The organism is Pedobacter sp. B4-66 (genome assembly GCF_018492665.1).
Classification (GTDB): domain Bacteria; phylum Bacteroidota; class Bacteroidia; order Sphingobacteriales; family Sphingobacteriaceae; genus Pedobacter.
Genome location: NZ_JAFVME010000003.1, coordinates 467,684 through 483,293, shown reverse-complemented (window position 1 = coordinate 483,293; position 15,610 = coordinate 467,684). Strand labels below are relative to the sequence as shown.

Here is a 15,610-nt window from a genome sequence, read left to right as displayed (position 1 = left end):
CGTTTTAGTGTTTATTGTGCTTCCATCGCCTATGGCTCCATAGCCAGTAAGCAGGGTTATCATTGATCATATTTTCAAGGATATTGAAACTAATGTCAGTTATTTGATGTTCTGCGGTTTTACTTGGATCGAGGCATACCGTCTCACAATCTACCTCATAATAACCGGTTTTTATATGTTTCATCTTGAAGTAGATAACAGGCCTGTTGGTTTGTTTGGCTATTTTTTCTAATCCAAGTAATACCGGCGTTTCTTGATTAAGGAAAGGAAGCCAGTACTGAATCTCGTTTCCTGCCGGTGTTTGGTCGTTAGCAAAACAAAACATGGTGAGTTCATTCCTTGTAGACGCTAATGTTCTAAGCGTTTGCCTCATAGCTATAAATCTGTTGCCAAATTTAGTACGCATTTTATAGAACCAACTATCAAACAGCTCATTATGAAGAGGCTTATAGATCACGTAGTTTTGCGGAGAAATGGCTTTACTAAGCGCCAGCATTCCCCATTCCCAGTTGCAATAATGCCCGGTACAGGCCAATATACTCTGGTTGTTTTTAACTTGTTCTTCTACAAGTTCGAGGTTGTTAAACTTTACACGTTTCGTAAGCTCGGATTGAGAAATGGAAGCCATTTTTATAGTCTCCAAAATAAGACGTGCAAAGTGTTTGTAGTAGGCTTTCTCAATTGTTATTATCTCCTCAATACTCTTATTAGGGAATGAATTGGTAAGGTTTTTCCGCACAACCTTTTTACGGTAGCCTACAATATAATATAGCGGATAGTATAATACCGCTGCAAAGAAGTACAGCAATGGGGTTGGGAGCAAAGACAAAATGTTCAAAAAAAAGATTCCTATATAAGAAAAGGTTTTTTTTATCATTAATTTGGCGAATTGAGAATGCAAACATAAATTATCAGATGCAAAGTTCAGCTATATTCCCACTTTTTTATCTTCCACCGATCAGTTATTTTTCTGGTTTAAAAGACTTTGAAGGTAACTTTTTGATTGAAAAGGAAGAGCATTTCCCTAAACAAACCTACAGAAACAGAGCAAGAATATACTCGCCAAACGGAAGTTTGGATCTTATTGTGCCCGTTATTAGGGGCGAAAAAGTACATACAAAGGTTAAAGATGTTAAAATTAGTAACGATTTTAACTGGCAAAGGCTACACTGGAAGAGCCTTGAGAGTTGCTATCGCAATTCTGCGTACTTCGAGTTTTATGAGGATGAGTTCGCTCGTTTTTATAATAATGAGTATGAATTCCTGTTTGATTACAACCTTGAAATAGTGGATTGGTTGTTGAAACAGCTCAAGCAGAATATAAAACTTGATTTTACAACTGAATACATTGATGATGTTCCCTCGGAGCTGGACTATAGAACCAACAAAATACATTTTAAAAATGTTGAGGATAATGCAATATATAAGCCTTATTTTCAGGTGTTCGATGACAGAGAAGGGTTTAAACCAAATTTAAGTATTGTAGACTTATTGTTTAACCAGGGTCCACAAGCTAAATCATATATATAGTATGAGTAAACAGGCAAAACGTAAACATCATAAGCATAAGAAGTATTCGCTGCCGGCAGCGGGCTCTAGTCCAGGGTTAATTTTCATTGATGAGAATGCTTTAAAACCTGTAATTAAGCTATATAAATATAATGCTGAGCACTATGAGGTTAAAGAACTTAGTTCTTTAAGTAATGTATCTCAAATAGTTGCTGATAAGAGTTTTACGTTTTGGATTGAGATTAAAGGATACAATTCTCTTGAAATGTTTGAGACTTTATCTAGTGATTTCAATGTAAATAAACTTGTTTTGGAGGACATCACCAGGACTTACCAACGACCTAAGTTTGAGGAGTATGAGGGGTATGATTTCGCCGTGAGCAGGATGCTTAATTTGGATGAAAACAAGGAACTGGATAATGTACAGGTATCTTTTTTGTTAACAGACAATGCATTGTTTACACTTCAGGAAACCTATGAAGATTGTCTGGAGCCTATAAGAGCAAGGTTAAGAGGCGGAAAAGGCAACATCAGGATTGCAGGAAGCAGTTATTTAATGTATGCCTTAATGGACATCATTGTAGATACTTATTTTGTGATTTTAAATATGTGGAGTGAGGATCTGGATGCCGTGGAGGATCGTTTGTTTGATAAACCAGATAAATCGGTGATGTTCGACACGCAAATGATTAAAAGAAATCTGATTGGTATAAGAAGGGTGGTTTGGCCGGAACGGGATAAACTGAATGACATACTGAGAAGTGACAGTGGTTTGGTTACTGAACAGACAAGGCTCTATATTAAAGATGCTTACGATCATTGCATTCAGATTATTGATGTTGTTGAATCCTTAAAGGAGATCTCTATTAGTAATCTGGACATGTATTTATCTATGATAAGTAACCGAATGAATGAGATTATGAAGGTGCTTACCATTATCTCATCCATCTTTATTCCTTTAACTTTTATTGCAGGAATTTACGGAATGAACTTCGCTATCGAGGATCCGGTTACAGGTAAATTATTGCCCAAAAACATGCCCGAGTTGTATGCAGCGCATGGTTATTTATATACGATGGTTGGTATGGGGCTTATCGCAGTAGCACAAATCATATATTTCTGGCGTAAAGGATGGTTTAAATAGGACTGATTATTCTTACCTTAGCGGCTTATGCAATCTTTCGATCTAGACAAAACAGACGTATCTAAGATTAAGGCTGCTTTAGGCGGTAGTGATGAGGAACTAAAGGGTATCCTCGAAGAATATCACGCGTCTGAAATTGCGATCTTATTCGAAAGTTTAACTAAAGAAGATAGGCAACGTATTATCAATCTCTTATCGGTAGAGATTGCGTCTGAGGTCATCTCGGAAATGCATGAAGAATCACATCCTGAGGAACTTTTACTTCAGCTTCATCCTGATAAGCGTACAGAGATTGTTGAAGAGCTGGATTATGATGATGCTACGGACATCATTTCTCAGCTGGAGGAACACGAGCAGAAAGAGATTCTTGGCGACCTGAGTGAAGATGATGCATCCAGCATCCGTAACTTATTAAGTTACCACGAAGAAACTGCAGGTGGTTTGATGAATACGGAGTTTATCCGTATCAATCTAAATCTTACCAAAAAGGATGCAATCGATGAGATCATCCGCCAAAGTGAAGAAATCGAAGAGTTTTATACCGTTTATGTTATTGATGATGAAAATACCTTTCAAGGGATTGTTTCTTTAAAGGATATCATTAAAGCTAAAGGCAATGTGAAAATAACAGAACTTGTTAAAGCTGAGGTTGCATGGGTTCATCCGGATACGGATCAGGAAGAGGTTGCGAGGCTTATTTCTCAATATAACATAACCAGTATTCCGGTTTTGGATGATAATATGAAGCTGCTTGGAAAAGTAACTTTTGACGATGTTATCGACGTTCTGGAAGATGAGAACACGGAAGATATCTTGAAGATATCCGGGGTATCGGAAGATGAGGAACTGAGCGGTAACTGGATTGAAGCTGTAAAGTCGCGTTTACCATGGTTGATATTAAACTTAGGGACAGCATTTCTTGCCTCAGGTGTTATCCGTCATTTTGAGCCCACCATTAAGCTTATTGATGTTCTTCCTGCTTACATGACAATTATAGCCGGAATGGGCGGTAATGCGGCCACACAGGCGCTTGCTGTAACCGTAAGAAGGATTTCATTATATGACTTAACGGATAACCAGGCTTACAGAACGGTATTAAAGGAAGTTACCGTAGGTCTTATAAACGGTGCGGTAACGGGATTAATAGTGTTTTTATTCGCCGTATTCTTTGACTCGAATCCGATGCTTGGATTGGTGATTTTTCTGGCCATGACAGGCAATTTATTAATAGCCGGTATTACCGGAGCAGGTATTCCTTTAATTTTAAAGCGGGTTGGAATTGATCCGGCCATTGCTTCTTCAATAATTATTACAACATTTACAGATGTTTTCGGATTTTTGCTGCTGCTAGGATTAGCGAGCAAACTTTTACTTTAATTCTATTATTCATTATTATATGCAACCAACAAAACACAACTGGACAAAAGAAGAAATATCAGCTATATATCATAAGCCTTTTTTGGATCTCGTTTACGAGGCCGCAACAATACACCGCGAGAATAAGGACTACTCAGAAGTACAGGTAAGTTCTTTGATCTCAATTAAAACAGGTGGTTGTGCTGAGGATTGCTCTTATTGTCCGCAGGCAGCACGCTACCATACTGAATTGGAAGTTCAGCCGCTAATGCAGGTGAGCCAGGTAGTAAGTGCAGCCGTTAAAGCCAAAGAGGGTGGCGCATCACGTTTGTGTATGGGTGCGGCATGGCGCGAAGTACGTGATAACCGTGACTTTGACCGTGTAATTGAAATGGTGAAGGCTGTAAATGATATGGATATGGAGGTATGTTGTACCTTAGGTATGCTTACCGAAAACCAGGCTCAACGACTTGCTGATGCAGGCTTATATGCTTATAATCATAATATAGATACTTCAGAGGATGACTATAAACGTATCATCTCAACCCGTACTTATGATGACCGCTTGAATACTATAAAAAATGTACGCAAAGCAAAATTAACGGTATGTAGTGGTGGTATTATTGGATTAGGCGAAACTGAGGAAGACCGTGTTTCTATGCTACAGACATTAGCTAATATGGCTGTTCACCCTGAGTCAGTTCCGGTAAACGCGTTGGTTCCTGTAAAAGGAACGCCGCTTGAATCGCAACCGCGTGTTCCGATTTGGGATATGGTTAGAATGATTGCTACTGCCCGTATTGTAATGCCAAATTCGGTTGTTCGTCTTTCGGCAGGTAGAAATGAAATGAGTACGCTAGAACAGGCATTTTGCTTTATGGCAGGTGCAAGCTCAATTTTTGCAGGTGATAAATTATTGACTACACCAAATCCGGCCTTCGTTGATGATATGGCTATGTTTGAATTGTTAGGCTTAAAAACGCGCGATGCTTTTAAAAATGGCAGACCTGCCAATACAATTGCAGATAAGCAAACTGAAGCAGCAGTTTAATAGCATTATAACTTAATCATAAAAAAAGTCCTGAGGTAAATACACCTCAGGACTTTTTTTATGATTAAGTTATGACTTATAAGGCTGTAACTCTTGTTTCAATATTGCCCTTAGTAGCTTTAGAATAGGGGCATACCCTGTGTGCTTTTTCGGCAAGATGTTGGGCTTCTTCCGTACTTATCCCAGGAATATGTACATCTAAATCAGCTGATAAAACAAACGAGTTGCCATCTTTATTAAAAGACACTTGAACATCTACAGTCGCTTCTGAAGTATCAACGCCATCGTGTTGTGCAATTGAACCTAATGCGCCTAAATAACATGCTCCCCAGGCAGCAGCAAATAATTGCTCCGGATTTGTAGCCCCACCTTGTCCACCAAGCTCTCTTGGTTTTCTTAAATCGAATTCTATTATTCCGTCATTAGATTTGATATGTCCATCACGACCGCCCTTAGCGATTACGGATGCAGTATATAGTTTTTCCATATTTATTATTTAAACAATGGAATTATAACAACATCGGCAGGGCTAAAGTTTTATATTTTGATTTTTTCTGACAGTTTGTAAATGTCATATGCAACTTTTTGGATCATATCGAACTGTTCTGCAATAATTATTGCATCACTTTGCTCATCAGGAACAGTACTTATATTTCTTCTGATAAGTGGAACATTATTTACCACACCAGTATTCTTTAGTAAATTCTCGTTAGCCAGATTTAAGAGATAGACCGTATTTTGCGTTATTGGATTTAACTCGTCAAAATCTGGGAATACAAAAGCATGCTCTTTGCTGTAAAGTGACAATGTTGCTATGTACGATGATAAAAGGTGATTTAAAGCTGTAAACTGATGTAATTCTTTCATCAAAATCTGTTTGCTTTTTGGCTCAGAAAACATTCGCTGAAATAGAGAAGCAAGGTTGGCAGTTGCCACATAAATTTCTTTTCTGGCCACTTTATAGTTGGTGAGATCGGTAACTTGCTCTGAATAAAAGAGTTTAACCTGTTCAAAGTATTTTATGTTGGCTGTGAGGGTATCCATCATAGCTTCTTTGAGCTTTTCATATTCCCAATTTGGAAATAATGAATAGCTGGCCAGCAACGCAATACCTGAGCCAATTAGTGTGTCATAGATTCTTTCCCGAGCCAAAGAGAGCCCTCCAAGTCCAAGAAAATCAAATAAAACCAATATATATGGAGTCATGAACAGCACACTTACTACATAATTTTTGCGCTGAAAGCTATAGCAACCGATCATGCATATCAGTAATATCACAAACAAGGTATTCTTATCATCGATATACACCAGTATTCCCATACCAACAAAAGCACCAATGACTGTACCCACCAGACGCTCTATGTTTCTTTTTTTAGCTAAACTAAAGCCCGGCTTTGATATAACAAGTATGGTTAATAGTATCCAGTAACTATGGGAGAAGCTTAAAGATTTTGCTACGATAAAGCCAATCAACATTACTATAGCTACCCTTAAGGAATGCCTGAAAGTTGAAGAGCTAAAAGTTATGTTCTCGAAAAGCAATTTATGATCTATGTTTTGTCTTGTTATAAATCTTTCTACTTCAATTTTACGAGGTTTCAGGTTCTTTTTCTCACTTTTATTGAAATATCCATTAATGGTTTTAATCCTGGATAAGATGTTCTCTATGTTTACTTCTATGTTCTTTAAGGCTATGATACCTAGAGTGTTATATTGTTTTTTAGTGTTGTTAACTTCAAGTAAATTGATCTCATCTTTTAGCTTATCCACATCTTCAATTAGGGAAGTGGGTAGGCTAGGGGTACTCCCCGTTTTTAAAGAGAAGGCAATATCATCTAACTCATCTGCAATCTTTATAATTACTGATTCATAGTGAGTTAAGATTCCAGAGGCGTCAAACTGTTCATGAAGCTGCTTGTAATTGTAATAAGTAGACATGACTTGCTCAAAAAGGTCTACCATATCCACAAAAACGAGTAGGAGAAACCTGCCTTCGGGTGTTGTTTCTCTAACTATTTCTCTAGTTTTAAATAAAACTTCTCTAACGGCATCTTGCTTTTCGTGTACAGTTACCTGCAATTGAAGTAAATCAGCATAATTATCATCATAATCAGTATTTTGACGATAAAATTTGGCTTTTGCGCGTAAAAACTCACTTACTGAGTGAATTGAATCACTAAGAGTCTGTTGAACAAGGCGAAATGGTCTTAATCTGTAGAAAAAATAACTAAGGAGTGTATACCAAACGCTGCCGGCAAAAATAAGTAAGGCAGAGAATAGAACTTCCGTCCAAGGCCTGATGTCATCAATACTCAATACCATGACTAGCAATGCCGCAGTACCAATTGAGGCAGCTCGTAGTCCGTATAAGAAAAGCATAGAAAAAACAAAGCTAAATACAGCTATAATGATTCCTGTAAAATAGATGTTTCTATTTGTCAAACCGACAACAATAAATATCAGCGTAATTAAAACAGTAGTAATTAGCATGGCATTTCTACGATGCACAATTGGACCGGGAGAATCTACAACGCTGGCACATAATGCACCTAACGATACTGTCATGCCGAATTGAAGCATTCCAAATTGGGCAAGAATTAAGGACGGGCAAAGTACGCCGAATGTAATTCTCAGGCCGTCAGCAAAGTACGTGCTAAGCAGGAAATCATGAATACTTCTTATGGGACGATCAAACATATTGCAAATTTAGCGGATCAAATACCAATAATTTGACAATTTTTAAAACTATGTATTAGCAAAATCACTTATTGCAAAATAATAAAAAATCTGATAGTACAGCTTACTAATATTACATATAATAAAGAGTCATAATTAATATTATGTTAAGTAATGAAATGTATACCCTCTTTAGAAAGGGTATTATTAATAATTATGTTTTAAAAATGAAATTAGATATTAGAATTCTTCCAGCTTAGATTTAAGCTCCTGAACTTTATCAAGCTTGTTCTTTCTTGTATAGATTTCTATTAACAACTGAACCGTCGGTTTATCGTTCTGATTGATTTCATGAGCTTGTAGTAAAGAAACTTCAGCTCTGTTTATGAACGATGTAAACTTTTGATTTTTATCAGTACTATTTAATTTTAAAGCTTCATTGGCAGATTGTATATAAGCAACGCCTAACTGATACAAAGCATCAAAATAATTTTCATCAATGCCTAACGCTTTGTTATATGCTAGTTCTGCAGTTCCCAAACCAGAACCGGTTTGGTGTAGATAACCATATAAAAAATACAATAGTTTGTTTGAAGTGTCGGCCTTAAGTGTGTTTTCAATAACCTTTGCTGCTTCATTGTATCTTTCGTTATCAAGCAATAAGTTTATGTAATTGTTATTCAGATTAACGTCGCTGGAATTTAACTTTATTCCATCTTCAAGTGTTTTAATAGCTTGATCTACATCAAGTTTTGAAGTATATATGTTTGCGAGATTCTGAAATATAGCTGGGTTTTTTGCTCCGTTTTCTTTGGCTCTTTTAAAATATTCTAAAGCATTGTCAAACCCTCTGATGTTTTGTGCAGCCAGAGCTGTGTTTATTGCTAAGGCAGTATCCTTTGGAAAAAAATCACTCACTTCTTTTAGCAAACCAAATGCGGTAGTGAAATCATTTTTTGCAAATGCAGCATTTGCCTTTTCTTGTTTCTTTATATTGATATTGTATATCGAAGCTTCTATTAAACGTGTATTGGTTTGGAATTTATCCAATCTTTTTGCCGAATCAATAGCGTCAATAGCTAAAGCGTAATATTTATCTGAGTTACCCTCATTTGGATCTGTTATGGCTACATAAGAGCTCAAATACGCTTTAATTGCCCAAGTTTCAGGCCATTTTTTTGTCTTTTTATCATTCTGTGCGGCCTCGCTTGCCCTTATCCCTTCCCCTATTATTCCAAGCTGTGCATTAGCATCTTGTTTGTTGTTGATGGCCATTTGTAATTTACCTACGCTATTTCTGGCAATTAAAAGTTGACTCTTTTGAGAAAAGGCCAGATTGCAAGTTGTTACAACTAAAAGTATAGTGCTTAAAAAAGATATCTTACTCATAATACAAACTTAAAAAAAAAGAGGGATAAACCTATCCCTCTTTTAATATTCAAAAAAACTATTGCCTTTATTTTAGTTCAGACAGTCTTTTTTTAATGGCTTCATAATTAACGTTATCATTTTTAAAAGCGTAAACGATTGCTAAGTTTTCTAATGTATTTACATGCTTTGGATCAATGTCAAGGGCAGCTTTGTAATAAGGAATTGCCTGATCAATGAATTTAGTCATTTTAACACCCAACTCATTAAATTCTTTAGTTTTCTTTGGATCTAAAGCATTTCTTTGAGTTTGGATTGCCAATGCTTGTTTGTAGTAAGTATCTCCAAGTAAAGATTGATAGTTAGCATTTTTAGGCTCTTTTGCTACCAATTTATTTAACATTTCCTGAGATTTAGCGATATCTCCTCTTTTTAGATAGATATCAGTTTCAACACCGATGAAATATGGATCCTCAGGGTATTTAGCTGACGCTTCTTGTAACAAGGCAATACCTGCAACGCTATCTTTTATTTCATCAAAAGTAGTTTTGATGATGTCTGAATAAAGCATTTTAGAATCTTTATAATTCAGCTCAATAGCTTTTTTAAAGTTTCTAACTACCTCAGGATAGTTTTTTGCTTCTTTTGCTACCACACCAGCATTGATAAACATTGCTGTATCAGTAGGGTTTTTAGCAGTTACTTCATTAAATGCAGCTAAGGCTCCAGCAAAATCTTTCTTTTGGTAAGCATAGATTCCCCTGTTTCTCATTGCATCCTGAATAGTCAATCTTGCATTTTCAATGTTATCCTTTTCATTACCTTTAGTATCTAAAGTTTTTGCTTTATCTAAAGCTTCTTCAGCGATCTTTTGGTTTGCAGAAGAATTAGCAGCATCTAATGAATCTACTAAAGCGATTCTTGATGCGAATAATGCTCTGTACGACCATGATTCTACCAGTTCTTTAGATTTTTCATGAGCAATTGCTTTGTCAGTGTGCGCCAAGCCTTCATTCAAAGTTTTTAAATTGTCAGCCAAAGTTTTGTCCTTGTTTAGAGACAAAAGTGCCCATTGTTTTTTGGCAGCTTCGACTTCACTCTTTTGCGCATTAGCAAGTGTGGCAACACCTACAAATAATAAACTAAAAAGTATCTTTTTCATTTTATTTAATATATGTTCAACAATTTTGATTTTTAATCTTCAGTTTCCTCTTCAGTACCTTCATCATCTGCTCCCTCTTCACCAGCGTCTTCAGTAGTTTCCTCTTCAGGAGCCGCTTCAAGCGCTTCGCCGTCTACCACAATGTGACTTTCAGTTGTTTCTTCAACTTCATCCTCATCATGATCTATTCTAGCAACAGAAGCAATTTCGTCGTTGCCTTTTAAGTTAATTAAGCGAACACCTTGCGTTGCTCTTCCCATTACTCTTAATTCGCTAACCACAATTCTAATTACGATACCTGATTTGTTGATGATCATTAAGTCATCTGCATCAGTTACGTTTTTAATTGCAACAAGAGTCCCGGTTTTTTCCGTAACGTTAATGGTTTTAACACCTTTACCACCCCTGTTTGTAACACGGTAATCTTCGATGTCAGTACGTTTACCATAACCTTTTTCAGATACAACAAGAACAGTAGCTCCTGGATCATTAACAGCAATCATGCCAACTACTTCATCATTCTCATGTGCAAGTGTTACACCACGAACTCCGGTTGCAGTTCTACCCATAGGTCTAACTTTCTCCTCATTAAAGCGAATAGCCCTTCCAGAGCGTAATGCCATAACAATTTCACTTGTTCCGGTAGTTAAACTTGCCTCTAATAATTGATCTCCTTCGTTGATGTTTATTGCATTGATACCGTTAACCCTAGGCCTTGAATATGCCTCTAAAGAAGTTTTCTTAATTGTTCCTTTTTTGGTACACATGATAATATAGTTATTCTCAAGGTACTCCTGATCTTTAAGGTTTTTAACCTTAATAAAGGCTTTAATTTTTTCTTCTTTAGGGATATTAATGATGTTCTGTATTGCTCTTCCTTTACTTAATCTAGAGCCTTCAGGAATTTCGTATACTCTTAACCAGAAACAACGACCAGTTTCTGTAAAGAACAACATATAGTTATGGTTTGATGCAATTAACATGTGTTCAATGAAATCCTCATTTCTTGAATCACTGCCTTTTGAACCTTTTCCACCTCTTCCCTGAGTACGATATTCAGTTGCAGGAGTACGTTTAATATAGCCTTCATGAGAGATGGTGATTACTACGTCCTCATCTTCAATGAAATCTTCCATACTCATGTCTTCTGCGGAGTGTACGATCTGAGTTCTACGCTCATCACCGTATTTATCTCTCATTTCAATAAGCTCATTTGTGATGATCTCCATACGTTTACCTTCATCATCTAAAATAGACTGTAGGTATTCTATAAGTTTCATTAACTCGTTGTACTCATCTTTAATTTTATCACGCTCCAGACCAGTTAACCTGCGGAGTGTCATATCAAGGATAGCTCTGGCTTGAAGATCACTTAATCCAAATTTCTCCATCAAACCTACTCTAGCTTCTTCCGGAGTATTTGAGTTACGGATCAATTTAATTACTTCATCTAAATGATCAAGCGCAATTAACAAACCTTCTAAGATATGTGCACGTTTTTGTGCTTCAGACAATTCAAACTTTGTTCTGCGAATCACTACTTCGTGACGGTGCTCAACAAAATATTGGATTAGATCTTTTAAGTTTAATAATTGAGGTCTGCCTTTAACAAGTGCAATATTATTTACACTAAATGAGGTCTGTAAAGCAGTTTGCTTAAATAAGTTATTTAGTACTATTGAAGCATTTGCATCACGTTTAATTTCATAAACAATACGGATACCATCTTTGTTAGACTCATCTTTAATGTTCGAAATTCCTTCAATTTTTTTCTCACCAACAAGTTCAGCTGTGCGCTCAATCATCATTGCCTTGTTTACCTGATAAGGTATCTCAGTAACGATAATGGTTTCGCGGTCTTTTGTTGTTTCAATTTCGGCTTTGGCACGCATAACGATACGGCCTCTTCCAGTTTCAAATGCTTCCTGAACACCATTGTAACCATAAATTATGGCTCCTGTTGGGAAATCCGGTGCTTTGATATGTTTCATCAATTCAGCAACAGTAACCTCGTTGTTTTCAATATAGGCTATAGTTGCATTAATTGTTTCAGTAATGTTGTGAGGAGGCATATTTGTAGCCATACCTACTGCAATACCCGATGATCCATTGATTAATAAGTTTGGAACTTTTGAAGGAAGAACTGTTGGTTCCTGTAATGAATCATCAAAGTTAAACTGAAAATCTACTGTATCTTTATTGATATCAGCAAGCATATCTTCAGCTATCTTCTGGAAACGAGCCTCCGTATAACGCATTGCCGCCGGAGAGTCACCATCAATTGATCCAAAGTTACCCTGTCCTTCAACCATCAAGTAACGTAAGCTCCATTCCTGAGCCATCCTTACCATGGTATTGTATACAGATGAGTCACCATGTGGGTGATACTTACCCAGTACCTCACCTACAATACGTGCAGATTTTTTATATGGTTTATTGTTTGCTAATCCTAAATCGAGCATCCCGAATAACACCCGGCGGTGTACAGGTTTTAATCCATCACGTACATCAGGTAGAGCCCTTGATACGATAACCGACATCGAATAATCGATGTAAGCTGATTTCATTTGCTCGTCAATATCGATCCTTATTATTTTGTCGTTTTCTTGATTTTCTAAATCTTCTGCCATAAATAGTAATGTTCCTTAAGAACGATTTAAATGTGGTATTCTTATAACCTTGCGAATCTAATAAAAAAAGCGCCATTAAGGCGCATTGTGGAAAAATTTTAAAGTAAAAATTAGGCTATTATCAGGCCCATTCAATGCCTTTTTTAAGCTTGCTTAAAGTATACGATTCTTCGCTGTCAGGAAGGGTCTGGTGATTGTATACCCATTTGGCCATTGGTGGCAAACTCATTAATATTGATTCAATTCTGCCATTGGTTTCAAGACCAAATTTTGTTCCGGCATCATATACCAAATTAAATTCAGCATACCTGCTTCTTCGTAGGTATTGCCATTCCTGTTGATGTTCATCAAATTCCTTATCTCTGTTTCTATCAATCAGTTCAGTATAAGCAGGAATAAATGTATTTCCAACGGCGATAGAAAAATCGAGAAGCTGATCAAATGATAAACCGGTGTTTTCTGGTTTCAATCTGTCGTAAAAAATACCGCCTACTCCCCTTGTTTCTTCGCGATGTTTGATGAAGAAATAATCATCCGCATGAGCTTTAAATTTAGGGTAAAAAGAAGCATCAAATTGGTCGCAGGTTTGCTTTAAAAGGTGATGGAAATATCGGGCATCAGTATCGATAATGTAATGCGGGGTTAAATCTATGCCTCCACCAAACCATCTTGTTTCGTCGTTCATCTCAAAATACCTGATATTCATGTGAATAATCGGTACAAATGGATTATTTGGGTGCATTACAATGGATACGCCTGTTGCAAAAAACTCATCGCTATCAACTTTAAATGCCTTTTTTATTGCATCAGGCAATTTACCATGAACAGCAGAGAAGTTAACTCCACCCTTTTCAATAACATTGCCATGTTGCATAATACGGGTACGACCACCGCCGCCGCCATCTCTATTCCAAATCTCTTCTTCAAACTTGGCTTTACCATCCGCCAACTCCAGGCTTTTGCAAATCTGATCCTGAATTTGCTGATAAGCCTCTACTACTCTATCTTTAAACACCATTTCTTTAAAACTATACACCAAAGTTAACCTTAATAAAAAGGCATCATTCCTTTAATTTTCAGATAGTACATTTTTTTGACACTACTCCTCTTCAAAATTCAAATCACGACCGTAAGTCTCATCTAAATTATACAAACCGATATATGCAAGTCCTACTGTGAGTACTGCTAAACACAATGCTGCGTTTACAATACCCATTTTTACTACTAAAAATTGAAATAAAATGGTTACAAGGATTAAGGAACCTCTTACCATATTCGGAACGCTGGTAGTTACTGTAGCACGCAGGTTTGTCCCAAACTGCTCTGCAGCGATGGTTACAAAAACTACCCAATAGCCGGTAAACAAACCAAAGAACACACATAAGGTATAAAAACCGGTAGCAGTCCACCCTGTGTTTAACAGGTAAACTAACATGGTACAGAATGTAAGGGTTACAAATATGAAAACTATCTTTTTACGGGTTTTAAAAACTTGACTTAGCGCACCACTTAAAAAGTCGCCTAACGAAATACCGATGTAAGTAAACATCACGCCTTTCCCATTGTCCAGAATGTCTACCGCGTTTAAAGCTTTACCAAATTCAGGAGCAATACCAACAAGAATACCTACCACAAACCATAGCGGAACGGCAATAAGTATGCAACTTAAGTATTTTAGGAATCGTTTCCAGGTAAAAAACAGCATAAAGAAATTGCCTTTTGTAACTTCCTTTTTCGACATTTTTTCAAATAATCCAGATTCAAAAACGCCAAATCTTAGTAGTAATAAAACGATACCTAAGCCCCCACCTACAAAAAAAGCTGTCCTCCATTCAAAAAGATCACCAACTATATAGGCCGCTACTGCACCCATAAGGCCAATTCCGGCTACCAGCATCGTACCATAGCCCCTCTTTTCCTTACTCATACTTTCACTAACCAGTGTAATACCTGCTCCAAGTTCACCTGCCAAACCAATACCGGCAATAAATCTAAGCGCGGCATACATTGGGATGGTTGTTGCAAAACCGTTGGCAATATTAGCCAGAGAATACATAATTATAGAGCCAAATAATACAGAAAGTCTACCTTTTTTATCTCCCAAAACTCCCCAGAAAATTCCTCCAATAAGTAAGCCGGCCATTTGCCAGTTCATTAAATACAACCCGGTTTCGGTAATTTTATCTGCCGGAACACCTAATGAGGCTAAGCTTTTGTTTTTAATAATGAGGAATAAGAGCAGGTCGTATATATCTACAAAATAGCCCAATGAGGCTACCAGAATTAATAAGAATACGCCCTTATTCTGTTTGCTGTTAATCATATAAAGTTTGTTTGGTTGCTGAAAGTACAAACAAATTTATTTCTGATAAAACATTTCATAAAAAAACCGTGTATCTAAGCAAAATAAGCTTAAATACACGGTTTCGATAGTTGCTCGTTTTAAAGTCTGCTATTGCTTTATAGTTGTATCAGGAAGTGTTTTTGTAGTGTCAACAGGCATTTTTTTAGTAGTGTCAACGGGTTTAATAGTTGTATCGACAGCGGTGCTGTCTGTTGTTCCCGACATATTCTTTGTTGAATTGCACGAGGATGCGGCTATTGTTAAGCACCCAGCGCATGCAAGACTTAAAATTAACTTTTTCATAGGATTGATTTTAGTTTAGGTACTGCACAATCAACAAGACCAAGCCTTAAAAGTTTTAAATTATTTT

13 protein-coding genes are annotated in these 15,610 nt (G+C 36.8%); 4 read left to right on the top strand and 9 right to left on the bottom strand.

The genetic code is table 11. The annotated features are described in order from the left end of the window. Positions 1–4 precede the first annotated feature (4 nt). Positions 5–877 (bottom strand): lysophospholipid acyltransferase family protein, encoded by an 873-nt coding sequence (locus tag J1905_RS06715; RefSeq protein WP_214226511.1) that lies wholly within the window; start codon positions 875–877, stop codon positions 5–7. Between the two features lie 38 nt (positions 878–915). Here J1905_RS06715 and J1905_RS06710 point away from each other — a divergent pair, with 38 nt between their 5' ends. Genes J1905_RS06710 through bioB form a run of 4 tightly spaced genes read left to right on the top strand, consistent with a single transcriptional unit; the run spans position 916 to position 5,060 of the window. Continuing rightward, positions 916–1,530, top strand: coding sequence for a WbqC family protein (locus tag J1905_RS06710; RefSeq protein ID WP_214226510.1), 615 nt, complete (start codon positions 916–918; stop codon positions 1,528–1,530). A gap of 1 nt (position 1,531) precedes the next feature. Further along, a complete protein-coding gene (gene corA, locus J1905_RS06705) occupies positions 1,532–2,653 on the top strand; it encodes a magnesium/cobalt transporter CorA (RefSeq protein WP_214226509.1) in 1,122 nt (373 codons plus the stop codon). Positions 2,654–2,680: 27 nt separating this feature from the next. Continuing rightward, complete coding sequence (gene mgtE, locus J1905_RS06700; protein ID WP_214226508.1) at positions 2,681–4,030, top strand: magnesium transporter; 1,350 nt, start codon at positions 2,681–2,683, stop codon at positions 4,028–4,030. A gap of 19 nt (positions 4,031–4,049) precedes the next feature. Then, positions 4,050–5,060 carry a biotin synthase BioB gene (gene bioB / locus J1905_RS06695; RefSeq protein WP_214226507.1) on the top strand — a complete coding sequence of 337 codons (1,011 nt, stop codon included), beginning with the start codon at positions 4,050–4,052 and terminating at the stop codon, positions 5,058–5,060. A gap of 76 nt (positions 5,061–5,136) precedes the next feature. Here the strand turns inward: bioB and J1905_RS06690 are convergent, their stop codons facing one another. The 8 genes from J1905_RS06690 to J1905_RS06655 all read right to left on the bottom strand — a co-directional run bounded on the left by J1905_RS06690 (position 5,137) and on the right by J1905_RS06655 (position 15,543). Beyond that, on the bottom strand, positions 5,137–5,547 hold the full coding sequence (locus tag J1905_RS06690; protein WP_214226505.1) for an organic hydroperoxide resistance protein: 411 nt from the start codon (positions 5,545–5,547) through the stop codon (positions 5,137–5,139). A 50-nt stretch (positions 5,548–5,597) separates the two neighbouring features. After that, on the bottom strand, positions 5,598–7,757 hold the full coding sequence (locus J1905_RS06685; RefSeq protein ID WP_214226499.1) for an FUSC family protein: 2,160 nt from the start codon (positions 7,755–7,757) through the stop codon (positions 5,598–5,600). Between the two features lie 219 nt (positions 7,758–7,976). Continuing rightward, a complete protein-coding gene (locus J1905_RS06680) occupies positions 7,977–9,125 on the bottom strand; it encodes a tetratricopeptide repeat protein (protein ID WP_214226497.1) in 1,149 nt (382 codons plus the stop codon). 67 nt (positions 9,126–9,192) lie between these two features. Then, complete coding sequence (locus tag J1905_RS06675; protein ID WP_214226495.1) at positions 9,193–10,266, bottom strand: tetratricopeptide repeat protein; 1,074 nt, start codon at positions 10,264–10,266, stop codon at positions 9,193–9,195. Between the two features lie 32 nt (positions 10,267–10,298). Further along, complete coding sequence (gyrA, locus tag J1905_RS06670) at positions 10,299–12,896, bottom strand: DNA gyrase subunit A (protein ID WP_214226494.1); 2,598 nt, start codon at positions 12,894–12,896, stop codon at positions 10,299–10,301. A gap of 121 nt (positions 12,897–13,017) precedes the next feature. Continuing rightward, positions 13,018–13,914, bottom strand: a complete 897-nt coding sequence (gene hemF / locus J1905_RS06665; RefSeq protein WP_214226492.1) for an oxygen-dependent coproporphyrinogen oxidase — start codon at positions 13,912–13,914, stop codon at positions 13,018–13,020. An 81-nt stretch (positions 13,915–13,995) separates the two neighbouring features. Next, a complete protein-coding gene (locus tag J1905_RS06660) occupies positions 13,996–15,219 on the bottom strand; it encodes an MFS transporter (protein WP_214226490.1) in 1,224 nt (407 codons plus the stop codon). A 129-nt stretch (positions 15,220–15,348) separates the two neighbouring features. Next, positions 15,349–15,543: a coproporphyrinogen III oxidase gene (locus J1905_RS06655; RefSeq protein WP_214226488.1), complete on the bottom strand. Its 195-nt coding sequence runs from the start codon at positions 15,541–15,543 to the stop codon at positions 15,349–15,351. Positions 15,544–15,610: the final 67 nt, after the last annotated feature.